Origin of the sequence: Mycobacterium xenopi (assembly GCF_009936235.1) — a bacterium.
Lineage (GTDB): Bacteria > Actinomycetota > Actinomycetes > Mycobacteriales > Mycobacteriaceae > Mycobacterium > Mycobacterium xenopi.
The window spans coordinates 4,444,375-4,462,312 of the sequence record NZ_AP022314.1; the positions used below are offsets into that span (position 1 = coordinate 4,444,375).

14 protein-coding genes and 3 pseudogenes are annotated in these 17,938 nt (G+C 66.8%); 10 read left to right on the top strand and 7 right to left on the bottom strand.

All coding sequences use genetic code 11. The features are described 5' to 3' along the window. The first annotated feature begins 91 nt into the window (after window positions 1-91). The 4 genes and pseudogenes from MYXE_RS21340 to MYXE_RS21355 all read left to right on the top strand — a co-directional run. Entirely contained in the window at window positions 92-1,090 is a 999-nt protein-coding gene (locus MYXE_RS21340; RefSeq protein ID WP_003923047.1) for a YihY/virulence factor BrkB family protein, read from the top strand. 40 nt (window positions 1,091-1,130) lie between these two features. Then, window positions 1,131-2,000: an SDR family oxidoreductase gene (locus tag MYXE_RS21345; protein WP_085193158.1), complete on the top strand. Its 870-nt coding sequence runs from the start codon at window positions 1,131-1,133 to the stop codon at window positions 1,998-2,000. Window positions 2,001-2,091: 91 nt separating this feature from the next. Continuing rightward, window positions 2,092-4,809 (top strand): annotated as a pseudogene (locus MYXE_RS25455) (aminotransferase class I/II-fold pyridoxal phosphate-dependent enzyme); the annotation flags it as partial. Window positions 4,810-4,987: 178 nt separating this feature from the next. Continuing rightward, window positions 4,988-6,376, top strand: a pseudogene (locus MYXE_RS21355) (NAD(P)/FAD-dependent oxidoreductase); the annotation flags it as partial. Window positions 6,377-6,395: 19 nt separating this feature from the next. Here MYXE_RS21355 and MYXE_RS21360 read toward each other — a convergent pair. The 4 genes from MYXE_RS21360 to purT all read right to left on the bottom strand — a co-directional run bounded on the left by MYXE_RS21360 (window position 6,396) and on the right by purT (window position 10,739). Beyond that, complete coding sequence (locus tag MYXE_RS21360) at window positions 6,396-7,550, bottom strand: glycoside hydrolase 5 family protein (protein WP_039891322.1); 1,155 nt, start codon at window positions 7,548-7,550, stop codon at window positions 6,396-6,398. Between the two features lie 225 nt (window positions 7,551-7,775). After that, window positions 7,776-8,996 carry an O-succinylhomoserine sulfhydrylase gene (locus MYXE_RS21365; RefSeq protein WP_085193163.1) on the bottom strand — a complete coding sequence of 407 codons (1,221 nt, stop codon included), beginning with the start codon at window positions 8,994-8,996 and terminating at the stop codon, window positions 7,776-7,778. Further along, a complete protein-coding gene (locus tag MYXE_RS21370; RefSeq protein ID WP_003922483.1) occupies window positions 8,993-9,406 on the bottom strand; it encodes a rhodanese-like domain-containing protein in 414 nt (137 codons plus the stop codon). Before MYXE_RS21370 ends, MYXE_RS21365 begins: the two co-directional genes overlap by 4 nt. Before the next feature lie 19 nt (window positions 9,407-9,425). Beyond that, window positions 9,426-10,739 carry a formate-dependent phosphoribosylglycinamide formyltransferase gene (gene purT, locus MYXE_RS21375; RefSeq protein WP_085193165.1) on the bottom strand — a complete coding sequence of 438 codons (1,314 nt, stop codon included), beginning with the start codon at window positions 10,737-10,739 and terminating at the stop codon, window positions 9,426-9,428. Between the two features lie 96 nt (window positions 10,740-10,835). On the opposite strand from purT, the gene MYXE_RS21380 reads away from it, so the two are divergent. Continuing rightward, window positions 10,836-11,309 carry a winged helix-turn-helix transcriptional regulator gene (locus tag MYXE_RS21380; protein WP_232061670.1) on the top strand — a complete coding sequence of 158 codons (474 nt, stop codon included), beginning with the start codon at window positions 10,836-10,838 and terminating at the stop codon, window positions 11,307-11,309. 13 nt (window positions 11,310-11,322) lie between these two features. Beyond that, complete coding sequence (locus MYXE_RS21385) at window positions 11,323-12,138, top strand: class I SAM-dependent methyltransferase (protein ID WP_085193169.1); 816 nt, start codon at window positions 11,323-11,325, stop codon at window positions 12,136-12,138. Window position 12,139: 1 nt separating this feature from the next. Here MYXE_RS21385 and MYXE_RS21390 read toward each other — a convergent pair whose 3' ends face one another. Both MYXE_RS21390 and MYXE_RS21395 read right to left on the bottom strand, forming a co-directional pair. Next, window positions 12,140-12,775 carry a PaaI family thioesterase gene (locus tag MYXE_RS21390; RefSeq protein WP_085193171.1) on the bottom strand — a complete coding sequence of 212 codons (636 nt, stop codon included), beginning with the start codon at window positions 12,773-12,775 and terminating at the stop codon, window positions 12,140-12,142. After that, window positions 12,772-14,070 carry an adenylosuccinate synthase gene (locus MYXE_RS21395; protein WP_085193259.1) on the bottom strand — a complete coding sequence of 433 codons (1,299 nt, stop codon included), beginning with the start codon at window positions 14,068-14,070 and terminating at the stop codon, window positions 12,772-12,774. The genes MYXE_RS21390 and MYXE_RS21395 overlap by 4 nt, the downstream gene beginning before the upstream one ends. Window positions 14,071-14,100: 30 nt before the next feature. Here MYXE_RS21395 and MYXE_RS21400 point away from each other — a divergent pair. The 4 genes and pseudogenes from MYXE_RS21400 to MYXE_RS21415 all read left to right on the top strand — a co-directional run bounded on the left by MYXE_RS21400 (window position 14,101) and on the right by MYXE_RS21415 (window position 17,436). Next, window positions 14,101-14,764 (top strand): annotated as a pseudogene (locus MYXE_RS21400) (peptidase M50). Between the two features lie 9 nt (window positions 14,765-14,773). Beyond that, window positions 14,774-15,553: a site-2 protease family protein gene (locus MYXE_RS21405; protein WP_003922476.1), complete on the top strand. Its 780-nt coding sequence runs from the start codon at window positions 14,774-14,776 to the stop codon at window positions 15,551-15,553. A gap of 41 nt (window positions 15,554-15,594) precedes the next feature. After that, complete coding sequence (locus tag MYXE_RS21410; protein ID WP_003922475.1) at window positions 15,595-16,482, top strand: cation diffusion facilitator family transporter; 888 nt, start codon at window positions 15,595-15,597, stop codon at window positions 16,480-16,482. Between the two features lie 144 nt (window positions 16,483-16,626). Further along, window positions 16,627-17,436 (top strand): GNAT family N-acetyltransferase, encoded by an 810-nt coding sequence (locus MYXE_RS21415; protein WP_003922474.1) that lies wholly within the window; start codon window positions 16,627-16,629, stop codon window positions 17,434-17,436. Here the strand turns inward: MYXE_RS21415 and MYXE_RS21420 are convergent, their stop codons facing one another. Beyond that, the gene (locus MYXE_RS21420; RefSeq protein ID WP_003922473.1) at window positions 17,437-17,853 is read right to left on the bottom strand and encodes a DUF3151 domain-containing protein; all 417 of its coding nucleotides are present in this window, start codon (window positions 17,851-17,853) and stop codon (window positions 17,437-17,439) included. Window positions 17,854-17,938 lie beyond the last annotated feature (85 nt).

Below are 17,938 nucleotides of genomic sequence, written 5' to 3' on the forward strand. Positions count from 1 at the left end.
AAATCCCGCCGCGGGGATGGATTACGTTCACAGTGAGCAAAACTCTGGGCGATGGCTGGTTGGCAAGGCTGGCAGAAGGTGGCGTTAAGCGATGAACCCCATAGAGCGGGCCGCTCGCGGCTTCGACGGCTGGCAGCAACGGCACCCGGTGATCGGGTTTCCAATCGCGGTGGTCAAGAAGTTCAGCGACGACCAAGCGGGCTATCACGTCTCGCTGTTGGCCTACTACGGCTTCGTGGCGGCGTTTCCGCTGCTGTTGGCGCTGACAGCGATCGTCGGTGTGGTATTGCGGTCACATCCGAAACTCCAAGAGCACCTGGTGAACTCGGCGTTTGCCGAGTTCCCGATCGTCGGCGGGCAGATCCACCAGCAGCTGGGCGTCACTCATTTCGGAAACACCCTCACGTTGACCATCGGGATACTGGGCTCGTTATACGGTGCGCGCGGTTTCGCCTACTCCCTGCAGAACACCCTCAACACGCTGTGGGCCGTGCCGAAGGTCGACTGGCCCGGTTTCCCGCACCGCTACCTGCGCACGGTTGCGACGCTGTTGATGCTGGGGTTGATTGTCGTGGTCACCGGCGCTTCCAGCGCGGCGGCGGTCAAAGCGGCGTCCTGGGGCTTCGGCGGCTGGCCCGCGCGGGCAGTCAGCTTCGCGGTGGGGTGCGCATTGGGAACGGGGTTTTTCCTGGCGCTGTTCCGGGTCGCGGCGGCCAAGCAGGTGGCCACCCGCGCGATGCTTCCGGGCGCGGCGATCAGCGCCGTGGGCTGGCAGCTGCTGCTCACCGCGGCCGGTGACATCGTCACCCACCAGCTGCGTCACGCCCAGGCGGTGGCCGGATTCTTCGGTGCGGTGCTCGGGTTGCTGGCCTGGCTGGCGCTGCAGGCGACGGTGATCGTCTACGCGATCGAATTCGACGTGGTGCGCACCAACCGCTTGTGGCCGCGCAGCATCGTGCAGCCGCCGCTGATCGAGGCCGACAAGGCCTACTACAGCCAGGCGCTGCGCACCGAAACCCGCCGACCCGAACAGCGGCTCGACATCGCCTACGACGGCGCCGAACAGGACGAGGAGTCCCCCACCGGGTAACTGTTCCACCGCGAACTTGACAGCTGTAAAGTCCGTCGTCATGGACAGCATCAAGGCCAAGACCGTCGTCATCACCGGCGCCGCCCGCGGCATCGGCTACGCCACCGCCAAGGCGCTGCTGGCCCGCGGCGCTCGGGTGGTGATCGGCGACCGCGACGTCGATGTCCTCGACAAGGCCGTCACCGACCTGAGCGGCCTGGGCCCGGTGTCGGGTCACCCGCTCGACGTCACCGACCGCGAATCGTTCGCCGCGTTCCTCGACAAGGCCCGCGCCGACGGCGCGGATGGTCAGCAGGGGCGCGTCGATGTGCTGATCAACAATGCCGGGGTGATGCCGGTCGGCCCCTTCCTGCAGCAGTCGCAGCAGGCGATTCGGTCGGCCGTCGAGGTCAACTTCTACGGCGTGCTCAACGGCTGCCAGCTGGTGCTGCCGGAGATGGTCAACCGCCGCAGCGGACACATCGTCAACATCGCGTCGATGGCCGGGATGGTCGCCGTACCAGGACAGGTGGTCTACGCGGGCACCAAATTCGCCGTGGTCGGGCTGTCCACCGCGCTGGCCGACGAGGTCGCCCCGCATGGCGTCGACGTCACGGTGGTCATGCCGGCGTTCACCAACACCGAGTTGATCTCCGGCACCAAAACCTCCGGAGCGAGCAAACCGGTGCAGCCCGAGACAATCGCCGCAGCGATCGTCAAGGCACTCCGCAAGCCCAAAACGCATGTGTCCGTGCCTATTTCGGCACGATTCATCGCCGCTTCGACCTCCATGCTGGGTCCGCGCGGCCGTCGTTGGCTGAGCAAACGCACAGGCATCGATCGCATCTTCCTCGACTTCGACCCGCAGGCCAGGCAGGCCTACGAGGAGCGCGCACAGTCGGCGCTCGGCATCCGCGACCACACCGACTGACCGGTCAGTTCACGCTCGCCGAAAAGCCCCCCTGACATGCGGCGACGGCATAGCCTCGTGGCATAACGACAAAGCGGGGTGGAGGCTTGACATGACAGACGTGAACCCGCATGCCTACAACACCGCATGGCAGTTCCGCGCCGACGCCTGGTGCCGGCTCGAGGAAGCCAGCGAACGGCTGTCGACCGCGGCGGCCCGCGGACGCGATCCCGCGCCGTGCATGCAGCTAGTGGAGGGGCTGCTTGCGCAGCTACGGCCGTTCGAACGCTACTGGGCGTTCCCGGGCATTCATGTGTTCAACCAGACGCACCGGCTTTTTGCCACCGGTGCTTTCGACAAGTTCGGCAGAACGGTCGCCAAGATCAACCGCGCATTGGTCACCGAGTCCTACCGCACCGGCACGCTGGGCTCACCGCTGGAGGGCGAGAACGAGGCGCTGACTGCGGCCCCGGTGATTGCCGAAGTGCTGGGCCACCACCGGCCGAGCCGGCCATATTTCGAGCTGCTGGTCGTGGCGACGATGACCGAGGCCCAAGAACACGCGCTTGCCAACGAGATTCGCAGCTGGCGCCGCCCCGATGACGCGTTCATCTACGAGATCGTGGTCGTCGGCAGCGGTGACGAGGCGGTGATCGCCGCCCGGCTCAACTCCAACGTGCAGGCGTGCGCGATCACCCGGCGATTCTCGCATCGCTCGCGACGGGACCTCTCGGCGTTGGAGCATTTCTGCGACGCCCACGTCGCCGAAGACCTCGCCGATCACTCGCCGGAAGAACGGGCCGAAATCCTGGCCAAAGCGCTGCGCGAAACCCGACCGGAAATCGACCTGTATCTGATCACCGAACTCGAGGTGGAGGACGTCGCCGCGCGGCTCGGCCACCATTTCCGGCGGGTGTTCCACGCGGGGGAAGGCACCCTGGACCGGCACCTGTCGCTGCTGGAGGGGGTCGCGGCCCGATACCGGACGCCATTCTTCAGCGCGTTGCGCGAATACAGCCACCGGCCCACCGGGGTGTTTCACGCGCTGCCGATCTCGCAGGGCAAGTCGATCGTCAACTCGCACTGGATCGCCGACATGGTGCAGTTCTACGGACTGGATTTGTTCTTGGCGGAAACCTCGGCAACCTGCGGCGGCTTGGACTCGCTGCTGGAGCCGACCGGGCCGCTGCGCGACGCACAACAGTTGGCGGCCAAGACGTTTGGCGCGCGGCAGACCTACTTCGTCACCAACGGCACCTCGACGGCCAACAAGGTCGTCGAGCAAGCGCTGGTCGCGCCCGGCGATATCGTGCTGATCGACCGCAACTGCCACCAGTCCCATCACTACGGGCTGATGATGGCCGGCGCCCAAGTCACCTACCTGGATGCCTATCCGCTGAACCAGTTTTCGATGTACGGCGGGGTGCCGCTGCGCGAGATCAAGTCTCGGCTGCTGGCGTTGCGCGCGGCCGGCAAGCTGGAACGGGTCAAGCTGCTGTGCCTGACCAACTGCACCTTCGACGGGATCGTGTACGACGTCGAGCGGGTGATGGAGGAATGTCTGGCAATCAAGCCCGATCTGGTGTTCCTTTGGGACGAAGCATGGTTCGCGTTCGCCCGATTCCACCACGTGTATCGCAGGCGCACGGCTATGCACGCAGCACGGGTGATCCGCGAACGGCTGCGCTCGCCGGAGTACCGGCAGGCTTACCGCGACTACGCCCAGCAGATCGCCGGTGCCGACGACGAAACGCTGCTCAACACCCGCTTGCTGCCCGATCCGGCCCGCGCCCGGGTCCGGGTCTATGCCACCCAATCCACCCACAAGACGCTCACGTCGCTGCGGCAGGGCTCGATGATCCACGTGTTCGACCAGGATTTCGATCAGAAGGTGCAGGAGACCTTCCACGAGGCATACATGGCGCACACGTCCACGTCGCCGAACTACCAGATTCTGGCGTCGCTCGACATCGGCCGGCGGCAAGCCGACCTCGAAGGCATGGAGCTGGTGCAAAAGCAGGTCGAAAATGCGATGCAGCTGCGGGACGCGATCGACAAGCACCCGCTGCTGAGCAAATACATGCATTGCCTGTCGACAGCGGAGATGATTCCGCAACAGTTCCGCCCGTCGGGCCTCGACCAACCGCTGCGCAGCGGGCTGCGCAACATGGCCACAGCCTGGGAGCAAGACGAATTCGTCCTGGACCCGAGCCGCATCACCTTGTACATCGGGCCCACCGGGATCGACGGCGACACCTTCAAACGCACCGAGCTGATGGACCGCTACGGGGTGCAGATCAACAAAACCTCCCGCAACACGGTGCTGTTCATGACCAACATCGGCACCACCCGCAGCTCGGTGGCCTACCTGGTGGAGATTTTGGTCAAGATCGCGCAAGAACTCGACGATCGGGTCGCGGACATGAGCTTGACCGATCGCGCGCACCACGAGCGGGCGGTGCTGCGGTTGACGACCCCCTCGGCGCCGCTACCTGATTTCAGCGGGTTCCACGCATGCTTCCTCGAAAAGAACGGCGACAAGGCGGCGTCGACCCCGGACGGTGACCTGCGCCGGGCGTTCTACCTCGGCTACGACGACAGCCTGTGCGAATACCTGAGCGCCGACGAGGTCGAGGAGAAAATGGAGTCCGGGCAGCCGGTGGTCTCAGCCACCTTCGTCACCCCCTATCCACCGGGCTTCCCCGTCCTGGTTCCCGGGCAGGTCTTCAGCCGGCAGATCCTGTCGTTCATGCGCGGCCTCGACATCGCCGAAATCCACGGCTACAAGCCACATCTCGGGTATCGAGTGTTCACCGACAAGGCGCTGGAGATGGCCGAGGCCAGCCTTCGCCCGTGGAGCCGGGTCGGTGACGGGCGCCAGGTGCCCAGCGGGTCGGGAATACGTCTCGACGCGGAAAGCCCTGCGGCTCAAGCTAAACCGCAACCGTCGTCGGCCGGCCCGACGGCGGCTGAACCCGCCGCCCGCCGGAGCCGCGGGGAGCAGGGCTATGACCCAGGCAGCCCATCGGCATCGTGTGGTGATCATCGGCTCCGGGTTCGGCGGGCTGACTGCGGCCAAGGCGTTGAAGCGCGCCGACGTCGACGTCGTCGTGATCTCGAAGACCACCAGCCACTTGTTTCAGCCGCTGCTCTACCAGGTGGCTACCGGGATTTTGTCCGAGGGCGAAATCGCCCCGACCACCCGGCTGATCCTTCGCAAACAGAAGAACGTCCGGGTGCTGCTGGGCGAAGTGGAGGCCATCGACCTCGCCGCGCAGACGGTCACGTCGCGCCTGATGACGATGCGCACCGTAACACCGTTCGACAGCCTCATCGTCGCCGCCGGCGCCCAGCAGTCCTACTTCGGCAACGACCACTTCGCCACCTACGCACCCGGCATGAAAACCATCGACGACGCGCTGGAGCTGCGCGGCCGGATCCTGGGTGCGTTCGAGGCCGCCGAGGTCAGCACCGACCCCGTCGAGCGGCAACGCCGCCTGACCTTCGTGGTGGTCGGCGCCGGGCCGACCGGTGTCGAGGTGGCCGGGCAAATCGTCGAGCTGGCCGAGCGCACCCTGGCGGGGGCGTTCCGCTCGATCAAGCCGAGCGATTGCCGGGTCATCCTGCTGGACGCAGCACCCGCGGTTTTGCCCCCGATGGGCAAAAAGCTGGGACTGAAGGCGCAGCGCCGGCTGGAGAAGATGGACGTCGAGATCCAGCTCAACGCAATGGTGACCGCGGTCGACTACTACGGCATCACCGTCCAAGACAAGGACGGCAGCCAGCGTCGCATCCAGTGCGCATGCAAGGTGTGGGCGGCCGGCGTTCAGGCCAGCCCATTGGGCAAGATCTTGGCCGAGCAGTCCGACGGAACCGAAACCGACCGCGCCGGACGGGTTCTCGTTCAACCCGATCTCACCGTCAAAGGACACCCGAATGTCTTCGTCGTCGGTGACCTGATGGCCGTACCCGGCGTGCCGGGGATGGCGCAGGGCGCGATCCAGGGGGCAAAGTATGCGACAAAGTGCATCAAGCGCGCGCTGAAGGACCGCGACGATCCCGCGCATCGCGCGCCGTTCAAGTACTTCGACAAGGGCAGCATGGCCACGGTCTCCAGGTTCAGCGCGGTCGCGCGGGTCGGCAGGCTGGAATTCGGTGGCTTCATCGCCTGGCTGGCCTGGCTGGTGCTGCACTTGGTCTACTTGGTCGGGTTCAAAAACCGCTTCACCACTTTGATCCACTGGGGGGTAACCTTTTTGGGCCGCAGTCGCAGTCAGATGGCCATTACCAGCCAGATGATCTACGCGAGGTTGGCGATGAGCAAGCTCGGCGAGCAAGAGCAGGGCGCCCTGGCCGCCGCCGAACGCGCCGAGCAAGCCGAGCAAGAGGCGGCCGGGCTAGCCGCGCTTGGCGCGGTCAGGACGGCGCGCCGACGCTCAGCGCCCGAATCGTTTGAATCTCGTTGTCTTGGAAGGGCCGTCCGTCGGGTCGCAGCAAGTCGTGAAACCACGGGTTGGGAATCGTCGAGTATGGGTGATCCCAAGAGTCCCAAGGAAAATAGGTCTGGGTCTTGCCGGCGACCAAGCCCCAATTCAGTGCACCGACGTTGTAGCGCTTCGCAATTGGCAGAACTCCCTGGATGGTGCTGCCGAGCGAGCGAGCCATGTATTCGGTGCACAGGATGGGCCTGCCCAGCGGGGTGAGCTCGTTGATGCGGCTTTCGAAATTCGCCGGCTCGCCATAGCAGTGGAAGGTGATCACGTCGGCGTTGTCGAGTTGGATGGCGGCGATTGTGCTGCGACGTGCGGGATCTGCCCACTCGCCGTCCCAGACGCCGCTGGTGAGCGGTTGGCTCGGGTTTACCGAGCGTGCCCACTGGAACACTTGCGGAAGCAGGTCGGCGACAAGCTGCTGCTTGTCCTTTCTTTCGACCGAGCTGTACACCCGCGCGGGGTTGTCGGGTTCATTCCACACGTCCCATCCCAAAACCCGGTCGTCGTTGCGGAATTGGCTCACCACGCCAGTGACATAGTCGTACAAAGTGCGAATGTAGCGGCGGTCGTCGAGGCGCTCCGCGCCCGGGCTTTGCACCCATCCGGAGTTGTGCACCCCCGGACGCGGAGCACGCTGGCGGCCCAGTTTCGGCAACGGGTCCCAACAGGAATCGAACAACACGAACAGCGGCTTGATGCGGTGGCGCGCCGCAATGGCCACGAACTGCGCGAGACGGACTTGGAAGCCCCGGTGATCCTGTGCCCACAGCAGATCGTGCAGGAAGACCCGCACCGTGTTGAGCCCGTGAAACCGCGCCCAGGACAACTCGGTGTCGATGCGCCGCGGATCGTAAGTGCCGGGCTGGAACATCTCGAGCTGGTTGACTGCATTCGAGGTGATGTAGTTCGCGCCGACGAGCCAGCCTTGGGCTTGATACCACCGGTTGGCACGCTCCGCCGACCACCGGAGCGACTCACCAGATGCGCGGGGTGGTTCCGCAGCAGCGCGAGGTGCTCGGGCCAGTGCAGCGCCTCCTGCCAATAGCAGTGGGAGCTTCAAGACCGTTCGACGGTACACGAACAGACCATAATTTGCCCAAGGTCCTATCCCTGGTATTTGCCGGGCGAGTCCGATTTGCGTTCGGAATCGTTATCTTTGGCGTCACTGGGCAGACGGCCCGAGCGAAATCAACGTGTTGGCACGGCAAACTCGACAAGCGCCCCCCGGAGACGTCGACTTCTATGATACCCGCTGCGGCCCAAGGCATCATCCATCCGGCCGATGATGTCTGCCACGCGGCGCCTAGCGCAGCGCCTGGTCGAGGTCGGCGATCAGGTCGTCGGTGTCCTCCAGCCCGACGGAGATGCGCACCACGTTGTCGCCCAGCCCGATCGCGGCTCGACCTTCGGGGCCCATCGCGCGGTGAGTGGTCGTCGCCGGGTGGGTGATAAGTGATTTCGCGTCGCCGAGGTTGTTGGAGATGTCGATCAGACGCAGCTTGTCGAGCACCTCGAACGCCCGCCGTTTGGCTACTGACTCCGGTGCGTCGAGCGCGAAGGTGACGACCGTGCCACCGCCCGACATCTGCCGCTTGGCGAGGTCGTACTGAGGATGCGACGTCAGGTAGGGGTAGCGCACCCAGCTCACCGCGGGATGGCTTTCTAAGAACTCGGCCACCCGCTGCGCTGAGGCGTTGGCGTGCTCAACCCGAATAGCAAGTGTCTCGAGGCCTTTCAGCAGAATCCAGGCGTTGAAGGCACTGATGGCGGGACCGGTGTGCCGCATCAGCTTCTGCACCGGGCCGTCGATGTAGTCCTTGTCGCCAAGGATGGCCCCGCCCAGCACCCGACCCTGCCCGTCGAGGTGCTTAGTGCCCGAGTAGACCACCACGTCGACTCCGAGCGGAAAGCCCTGTTGCAGCAGTGGGGTTGCAAAAACGTTGTCCAGGACCACTTTTGCACCGGCAGCGTGGGCCAGCTCGACGACTGCGGCGATATCTACCAGCGACTGCATCGGGTTCGACGGCGTCTCGAAGAACACCGCTTGAGTGGGCTCGGAGAGCGCCTTCTCCCATTGAGCCAGGTCGTCGCCGTCGACGAAAACGGTCTGGATTCCCCAGCGGGGCAGGATCTCGTCACACACCACGAAACACGAGCCGAACAGGCTGCGCGCGGCCACCAGCCGGTCGCCGGCGCCCAGCAGCGCGCCCAGCGACACGAACACCGCCGCCATCCCGCTGGCGGTGGCGAACGCCGCCGGCGCCCCCTCCATCAGGCGTAACCGCTCCTCGAGCATGGTGATGGTGGGGTTGCCGTAGCGCGAATACACGTAGCGGTCGATCTCTCCCGCGAACGCCTGTTCCGCGGCGGCCGCCGACTCATAGACGTAGCCCGAGGTCAAGTACATGGCCTCGGCGGTCTCGTCGAACTGCGAACGCATGATCCCGCCGCGCACCCCGATAGTGCCCGGCCCGACACCGTCGGGCAGCGGCGCCGGTGTGCGGACCGAAGGCTCGTCGCTCATGACTGCTTCCAGGGCAACCCAATCGCCCGCCAGCCGGAGCCACCGCGATGACCGGCCTCGTCGAGATGGCCCTCGAACCCGTCGAGCACGTTGTATGCCGGTGTGATGCCCGCCGCGGTCGCGGCCTCGGCTGCACCGACCGAGCGGTTGCCCGAGCGGCACAAGAAGATCACGGGTCGGTCCTGCCGGGCCGGGACCTGCTCCAGCAATTCGGCGACGAAGTTTTCGTTGCGCTTGCCGTCGACGCGATTCCACTCGATGTAGACGACCTCGCGGCCGAGGCTGGACAGGTCGGGCACCCCGACGAAGCGCCATTCGGCGTCGGTGCGCACGTCGACCAGCACCGCCTCGGGATTATCACTGAGCAGCTTCCAAGCCTGCTGGCACGTGATATCTCCTGCGTAGCTCACTTGGGTGAGTCTCGCATATTCAGCCTGGCCCCGGCGAATTCGCCGGCTGCCACAGCCGGCGCAGCGCAGCCGACACCTGCCGGGCGCGGTCCCGCGCGGTCGACACGTCAGCCGCGGTGGCCAGTGCCACGCCGAGCCTGCGCGGCGTTTCCGGCTCGTGGTGAGCGAAAACCCGAACGTCGCTCTCGGGCACCCGCAGCGCATCGGCCAAGACGCCAACATCGGGCCTGCCCTGATGCGCCTCGCGCCCGGCATACAGCACCGCCGCCGCACCCGGCGAGATCATGATCGTGTCGATCGCCAGACCGAGGATCGCGCGGGCCTGCAACTCGAATACGGAAAGCCGCTGAGTGCGCAGCGTCACCAGACCGCTGTCGTAGGGCCGCGCGGTGACGTCGCAGAAGTAGACCTCGTCGCCGCGGGCCATCAGTTCCACCCCGAAGACCCCGCGCCCGCCAACCGCCTTGACGATCCGCGCGGCGATCGACTTGCCGGCATCCAGCGCTGCGTCGCTCATCGGTTGCGGCTGCCAGGATTCCACCGCATCGCCGGTGACGTCGCCGTGACCGATCGGCGCGCAGAACTCGAACACCGGTCCCTTCGGTCCGTCGGTGCACACCGTGAGCAGCGTGACGTGGTAGTCGACCTCGACCACTGTCTCGGCCAGCACCCGGGGGCGGCTGACGCGCCCGCCAGCGGCAACTGCACGCTGCCAGGCGGGTTCGACGTCATCGGGCCCGGACACTACCGAGGGGGCCTGACCGCCGACCGCACGCACCGGTTTGACCAGCAGCGGATAGCCGGCATGCGCGGACACGGCTTTGAGTTCGTCGAGCGAACCGGCGAACCAGAACGGCGCGGTCGGCAGCCCCAATTCGTCGGCGGCCAGTCGCCGCAGTCCCTCGCTGTCGGTGGACAAGCGCACGCCGCGGGCGCCGGGGACCACCTCGGTGAAACCGGTCTCGCCCGCCGCGGCCAGCGCATCGGCGGCCACCGCGTCGGTCAGGGCCACCACGAAATTGGGCTGCACACGTCCGATGACCGCCGACAGCTCGTCGGCATCGGTGATCTTGACCACCAGCGACTGGTCGGCGACCCGGTGTGCGGGCGCGTCGGCGTAATGCTCGACCGCGATGACTTCGGCGCCGAAACGCTGAAACACGATGACCAGTTCCCGGCTGAGCTCGCCGGCCCCCAAAAGCATCACCTTGGGGCGGGGGCTGTCGTCGTCGGCGCGGGCCACGTCGCTTGGGTTTTCGCGATCCGCCCCCCGCTCATGTTGCTCATGAGCCTCCTGCGCCCGGTGAGGTTCGGCGGTCAGATCCTCGGCCACGAACTCACCCCGTGCTGCAACATGCTGCTCAGAATAGGGCCGCCGGCTATGACGAGGGCCCGGCGTCACTTTTGTGATGCAACTAAGATGGTCCTCATGCTGCCACGCACTTACGAGCATCAGGTCTGCTCCATCGCCCGCAGCCTGGAACTGATCGGCGACCGCTGGACGCTGCTGATCGTTCGCGACGCCCTGCGTGGTGTGCGCCGGTTCGACGACTTCCGCGCGCGGCTAGGCGTCGCGCACAACGTGCTCAGTGATCGGCTGTCGCGGCTGACCGAAGCCGGGGTGCTCGAGCGCCGCCGCTACCAGCAGCGGCCGGATCGCTACGAGTACCACCCAACTCAGCAGGGCCTCGACCTGTGGCCGGTGTTGATGTCGCTGCTGTTGTGGGGCGACCGCTACCTCGCACCCGACGGACCGCCCGCGCTCGTGTCACATCGCGACTGCGGGGGCCGGCTCACGTCCCAGCTGACGTGTGCCACCTGCGGGACGCAGCTAGGGCCGCGCGATGTCGAGCTCACGCCCGGGCCGGGCGCAGGGTCTATTGCGTCATGCAAGCCACTCTGAAATAGTGGGTTGCATGACACAATCGAGTACCGGTTACCTTCTGGGTCATGCCGACGCCGAAGTTCGGCGACTGCTCTTGCAGGCACGGCTCTACGACGACCACACCGCCGCGGCATTGCGACTGGCTGGCCTGCGACCCGGTATGCGGGTGCTCGACGTGGGCTGCGGGCCCGGTGATGTGTCGTTTGTGGCCGCGCGGCTGGTGGGCTCGACCGGCACGGTGCTGGGCGTGGATGCCGCCGACATCGTCGAGCTCGCCACTAGCCGTGCGGCGGAACAGGGGCTGTCGAACGTCCGATTCCAGCGCAGTTCGATCGCCGAAATCGCCTTGGACGAGCCCGTCGACGCGGTGATCGGACGGTTGATCCTCATGCATCTGCCCGACCCGGTCGGGGCGTTGCGGCAGCTGGCCACGCTGGTGCGACCCGGTGGCCTGATCGCGTTTTCGGAAATCGACACGACGGCGGCAACCAGTGCGCCCGACCTGCCGTTGCTCCGCGCCGTACGAGACGGTATCGCGGGCGCGTTCACGGGCATGGGTCTTGACCCGGCGTTTGGCGCCACACTGCACACGTTGTTCCGGCACGCGGGTTTGGGTGAGCCGCGGCTGACGCTCGGCGCGCCGGTGGGCACGATCGCAGACCCGGAGCCGCTGTCCTACGTGGTCGAGACCTGGCGCTCGCTGTTGCCGGTGGCGCGGCAGCTGGGCTTGGCCACCGACGGGCTGTCCGATGTGGACAAGCTCGTGCCCCGATTACGCGAAGAAGCCGCCAGTGCCGACGCCATCCTTGTGCTGCCGGCCCTGATCAGCGCCTGGATATGTCGTTAGGTCAAGGCTGGCCGGGCAGCAAGCGCACCATCAGCGCATGCACCTCGGCCAGCACGGTGTCGTCCTGGTCGACGAGTTCCCCGGCGATGAATGCCTTGCGGCCCTCGGTTTCAGTGATGCGCCCACGCGCGACCAGCGGGCGGTCGATCGGGGTGACCTTGCGGTAGTCGACCTTGAGGTACGCGGTCCGGCTGATCGGGCGGCCCGCGGCGTGCACCACCATGCCGCACAGCCAGTCGAACACCAGCGATATCACACCACCGTGCACCGCCATGTTGCCGCCGACGTAGTAGCGGCTGAACTGGCCGCGCATTTCGACACCGTCGGCGTCGAACTTCGTCATCGTCCACGGCGGCATCAGCAGGCTGCCCATGCCGGGCAGCGACGGCACCCGCCCCGCGGGGGCAACTCCTTCCGCAGCCTGGAACGGGTCGAGCAGCTTAACCAGCTCTTCGGCCCGCTCGGCGGCTTCGTCCCAGGTGTCACTGTCCGGATTCGCCGACACGGCCAGGTCCTGCAGGCGCCGCATGGCAGCGACGAACTTGGCGAACCCCGGTCCGGGCTGCGCGGGCTCGTAGCGCGGGAACCCGCCGTGATGCTCGTATTCGGGGTCTAGCGCCTCCGGTTGGTCGGTCACGGGTTGACCTGCAGCACGTCGCGGCGCACGATGGTCTGCTCGCGGCCCGGGCCCACACCGATACACGAAACCTGCGCTCCGGCAAGCTCTTCCAGTCGTAGCACATAGTCACGCGCCTTGGCCGGCAGGTCGTCGAACTTCCGCGCAGCCGAGATGTCCTCCCACCAGCCGGGCAGCTCTTCGTAGACGGGTTCGGCGCGGGCCAGTTCGCTCTGGGTCATCGGCATATCCGGGGTCTGTTTGCCGTCGATGCGGTAGCCGACGCAAACCGGCACGGTTTGCAGGCTGGAGAGCACATCGAGCTTGGTCAAAAAGTAGTCGGTGATGCCGTTGACCCTAGTGGCATAGCGGGCGACCACCGCGTCGAACCATCCGCAGCGGCGGCGCCGGCCCGTCGTCACCCCGAACTCGCCGCCGGTCTTGGACAGGTATTCGCCGTACTCGTCGAACAGCTCGGTGGGAAACGGTCCCGATCCCACCCGGGTGGTGTAGGCCTTGAGGATGCCGAGCACGGTGGTGATCCGCGTCGGGCCGATGCCCGACCCGACGGCCGCGCCGCCCGCCGTCGGATTCGACGACGTCACATAGGGATACGTGCCGTGGTCGACGTCGAGCAGGGTGCCCTGCGATCCCTCCAGCAACACCGTCTCGCCGCGCTCTAGCGCCGCGTTGAGCAGCAGCCGGGTGTCGGCGACGCGGTGCTTGAAGCGCTCGGCCTGTGCCAGCAGCGTGTCAACCACCTGCGCGGGCTCGAGCGCCTTGCGGTTGTAGATCTTGACCAGCACCTGGTTTTTGAATTCCAGCGCGGCCTCGATCTTGCGGGTCAGCGAGTCCGGGTCGAACACGTCGGCCACCCGGATCCCGATGCGGGCGATCTTGTCCTGATAGCACGGGCCGATCCCGCGGCCGGTGGTGCCGATCTTCTTGTTGCCCATGTAGCGTTCGGTGACCTTGTCGATAGCGACGTGGTAGGGCATCAACAGGTGGGCGTCGGCGGAGATCAGCAGCCGCGAGGTGTCCACGCCGCGGGCCTCGAGGCCCGCCAGCTCGTCGAGCAGGACACCGGGGTCGACCACGACCCCGTTGCCGATGACGTTGGTGACGCCGGGTGTCAGCACCCCGGAGGGAATAAGGTGCAGTGCGAAGTTCTCGCCGGTGGGCAACACCACGGTGTGCCCGGCGTTATTGCCCCCCTGATAGCGCACCACCCATTGCACGCGGCCGCCGAGCAGGTCGGTGGCCTTGCCTTTGCCCTCGTCGCCCCACTGGGCGCCGATCAGCACGACTGCCGGCATGACTTGCTCCCGCTGATTGTGGTCCAGCCGGTGACCCACACTATCCCAGTGGCTTGCGAGGACGCCCGGAACACGGCGGTGCTGGTGTTCGGCGACCGGCCCGTACTGCGCCCGTTGAACGGCTTGCCCGTCTTGCGCATCGACGGGCCCGCCGACGTCGATGCCGCGATCGGAAAGTTTCGCCGTCTGGTGGTGGTCGGTGAGGATGCCGACTTGGCGACGGTGCTGGCCCGGCTGCTGCGCGCCGACCGGCTCGGTATCGAGATCGGCTATGCGCCCCGGCGGCGCAGCGCGGCCACCCGAATCTACCGGCTGCGGGCGCCGTCGGGCGGCACGGCGGGCGCGGCGCGGTCGTGCACGCTTGATGCCGCTGATCCGCGACGAGACCGGGGCGGTGATCGTGGGCGGCGCGCTGTGGCGCGGTGCCGACGGCCCGCTGCACGGCGAGGCGGTCGTCGACGATACGACGCTATTCGACGGCGATGTCGCCGGAGTGCGGGTCGAGCCGACGGCGGCACTGCCGGGCCTGCGGGCCCGCGTGCTGGGTAGTTGGCCGCGTCGTTGGGTGGCCGGGCGGGCCGCCCAGTTGGGTTGCACCGGGGTAATGGTCACCCGCGACGACGTGCCCGCCCGCCGGCCGATACGGCGCTCGACGTTCTACCGGCACACCCAGGGCTGGTTGCTGGTCCGGTAGTTTCGAACGGTGAGCGTTCGCGGCCTGCACGAGTCGGTGCGACCGAGCCCCATTTTCTTGGCGATCGTCGCGCTGACGGCTTGCGGCGGCGTGCTGGCCTGGCTGGCCGGGGCCGACACTCGGGCGCTGGCCTATGTCGGGGTGTTCGTCTTCGTGATCGCGGGCTGGCTGGTGTCGCTGTGCCTGCATGAGTTCGGGCACGCGGTCACCGCATGGCGATTCGGCGACCGCGACGTCGCAGTGCGCGGCTATCTGACGCTTGACCCGCGGCGCTTCACCCATCCCATGCTGTCGCTGGGCCTGCCGATGCTGTTCATTGCGCTGGGCGGCATCGGGTTGCCCGGCGCGGCGGTGTACGTGCGCACGTCGTTTATGACGCCAGCGCGACGCACCCTCGTGAGCCTGGCCGGACCGTTCGCCAACCTTGTGCTGGCCGTGCTGCTGCTGGCTTTGGTCCGGTTGTACTACGAGCCCGCGCACCCGGTGTTGTGGGCCGGGGTGGCGTTTCTGGGCTTTCTTCAGGTGACCGCGGTAGTGCTGAACCTGCTGCCGATCCCGGGCCTGGACGGCTACGGCGCGCTGGAACCGCACCTGAGCCCCGAGACGCAGCGCGCGCTGGAACCGGCGAAGCAATTCGGGTTCTTGTTCGTGCTCCTGCTCTTCCTCGCGCCGGCGCTGAACCAGTGGTTCTTCGGTGTCGTCGACTGGTTTTTCGAACTGTCCGGGGTCCCCGCCATGCTGGCCCGGTTGGGCAGCGCGCTGACCCGATTCTGGGGTGCCTGGTTCTGAACGTCTTGCAATATATGCGTCAATACGCATATATTGCGGGCATGGGTGCCGGCCATACGCACAACCACGCCGACGCCCGGATATCGCGGATGCTCGCCGCCGCCGTGCTCCTCGCGAGCTTCTTCGTGGTGGAAGTGAGCACGGCGTTGCTCATCGGGTCGATTGCGTTGCTGGCCGACGCCGGGCATCTGCTGACCGACCTAGCCGCCGCGTTCATGGGGCTGGCCGCGCTGATGCTGGTCCGGCGCGGCAGCTCGTCGCCCCGGCGCACCTACGGCTGGCACCGCGCGGAGGTGTTCACCGCGGTGGTCAACGCGGTGCTGCTGATCGGGATCGCGGCGTTCATCCTCTACGAGGCGGTCCGGCGGCTCGGTGACGCCCCGGCCATTCCGGGCGTGCCGCTGACAGCCGTCGCACTCGGCGGGCTGGCCACCAACACCGCGGTGGCGCTGCTGCTGCGGTCGCAGTCCACGCGCAGCCTCGCCGTCAAGGGCGCCTACACCGAGGTCGTCGCCGACACGGTAGGCAGCCTCGGTGTGCTCGTCGCCGGGGTGGTCACCCTGACGACGGGTTGGCCCTACGCCGACGTCGTGGTCGCCGTCTTCGTCGCGCTGTGGGTGTTGCCGCGAGCGCTGTCACTGGCGGCGAGCGCGCTGCGCATCCTGTCCGAATCGTCGCCACGCCACATCGACGTCGACGAACTGCGCGCGGCGCTACACGCCGTCGACGGTGTGACCGAGGTTCACGACCTGCATGTGTGGACGCTTGTGCCCGGCAAAGACATGGTGACCGCGCACCTGACCAGCTGCGCCGACGCGACCCGAGTGCTCGCCGATGCGCGCGCCGTGCTGGCGGCCCGCGGGTTGGAGCACGCCACGGTGCAAGTGGAGTCGCCCGATGGTCTCGACCACTGTTCGCCGAGTTGGTAAGGGAGCCGCGCATGGCCGACGATTTGGTCATTCGCCCGCTGCGCGAAGCCGACCTGTCAGACCGCCAGCCGGATCTGTCGACGAGCATTCGCAACGTTTCTGGGCGCGCCCGATCCGGATAGCTTCTGGGCCGATCGCGAGTACGTGCGGAGCCGCTGGCGCACGGATCCCAGTGCAGCCCTCGCGGCGGAACTGGACGGCGCGGTGGTCGGCTCCAACCTGGCCACCAGGTGGGGAAGCTTCGCCTTCGTCGGCCCACTGACCGTCGAGCCTGCGTTATGGAATCGGGGCATCGCGCAGCAGCTAATGCGCGCCACGATTGACGTGATCGATTCCTGGAACGTCACGGCCACAGCGTTGTTCACGTTCGCCAACAGCGTCGAGCACATCCACCTCTATCAGAAGTTCGGGTTCTGGCCTCGGTTCCTGACCGCGCTGCTGGCCAAGTCGCCGGCGTCGAAGTCCGCGTCGTTCACCAGATACTCGGAAACCACCAAGACCGAGCAGACCGCAGCAGTCGACGCCTGCCGCCACCTCACCAGTTCGATCTACGACGGCCTGGACGTCAGCGCCGAAATCCGGTCCGTTCATGAGCAGCAGCTTGGTGAAACGGTGCTGCTGTGGAACGGGAATTCGGTCGACGCATTTGCGGTGTGTCACCTCGGCGAGGGAACCGAAGCCGGCGCCCAAGCCTGTTACGTCAAGTTCGCGGCGGCGCGACCCGGCGCCGACGCGGAGCGCGTTTTCGGGCTGGTCCTGGACGCGTGTGAGACGCTGGCCGCACAACAGGGCCTGCGCCGGCTGCAGGCCGGGGTCAACGTTGGTCGCAGCCGGGCTTATCGCAGCATGCTGGACAGGGGTTTTCGGGCCGACGCCTATGGCGTGGCGATGCATCGCCCCGACGCGCCGGCCTATAGCAGGCCGGAGGTCTACATCGTCGACGACCTGCGTTAGCTAGCTAAGCCCGAGCTCGGCGCGAGCATGCGGATCGCAGTCGTCGAGCAGCTCCAGGCAGCGTTGATACTCGTCGGTCTCTCCGATGGCGTCGGCCGCCCGCGCCAGCGCGGCCACGCAGCGCAAGAATCCGCGGTTGGGTTCGTGCGAATACGGCACCGGGCCATAGCCCTTCCACCCGTTGCGACGCAGCTGGTCGAGGCCGCGATGGTAACCGGTGCGGGCGAAGGCGTAGGCGGTGATGGCCTTGTCCTCGGCCAGCGCTTCCTCGGCCAGGGCCGCCCACGCGACCGAGGCCGCTGGGTGCGCGGCCGCGACGATGGCGGGCTTTTGGTTGGCGCGCAGTTCGGCCTCTGCGTCGCGGTCGCCGGGCAGCAGGATCGGGTCGGGTCCCAAAAGATCACGCGTCGGTGCCATCAGCGCCGCTCCTCCTCATCATTCGCGTGCGTCGTCGCCGGCGGTCACGGGTTTCATTGTGCCGTTGTGCGGCGCAGCATTATCG

What these genes read in the sequence shown, in the direction of transcription:
- MYXE_RS21340 (WP_003923047.1), top strand. Translation starts at nt 92, where the DNA reads ATGAACCCCATAGAGCGGGCCGCTCGCGGCTTCGACGGCTGGCAGCAA.
- MYXE_RS21345 (WP_085193158.1), top strand. Translation starts at nt 1,131, where the DNA reads ATGGACAGCATCAAGGCCAAGACCGTCGTCATCACCGGCGCCGCCCGC.
- MYXE_RS21365 (WP_085193163.1), bottom strand. Translation starts at nt 8,996, where the DNA reads ATGAGCGACGAGCCTTCGGTCCGCACACCGGCGCCGCTGCCCGACGGT.
- MYXE_RS21380 (WP_232061670.1), top strand. Translation starts at nt 10,836, where the DNA reads ATGCTGCCACGCACTTACGAGCATCAGGTCTGCTCCATCGCCCGCAGC.
- MYXE_RS21385 (WP_085193169.1), top strand. Translation starts at nt 11,323, where the DNA reads ATGACACAATCGAGTACCGGTTACCTTCTGGGTCATGCCGACGCCGAA.
- MYXE_RS21395 (WP_085193259.1), bottom strand. Translation starts at nt 14,070, where the DNA reads ATGCCGGCAGTCGTGCTGATCGGCGCCCAGTGGGGCGACGAGGGCAAA.
- MYXE_RS21410 (WP_003922475.1), top strand. Translation starts at nt 15,595, where the DNA reads ATGGGTGCCGGCCATACGCACAACCACGCCGACGCCCGGATATCGCGG.
- MYXE_RS21420 (WP_003922473.1), bottom strand. Translation starts at nt 17,853, where the DNA reads ATGGCACCGACGCGTGATCTTTTGGGACCCGACCCGATCCTGCTGCCC.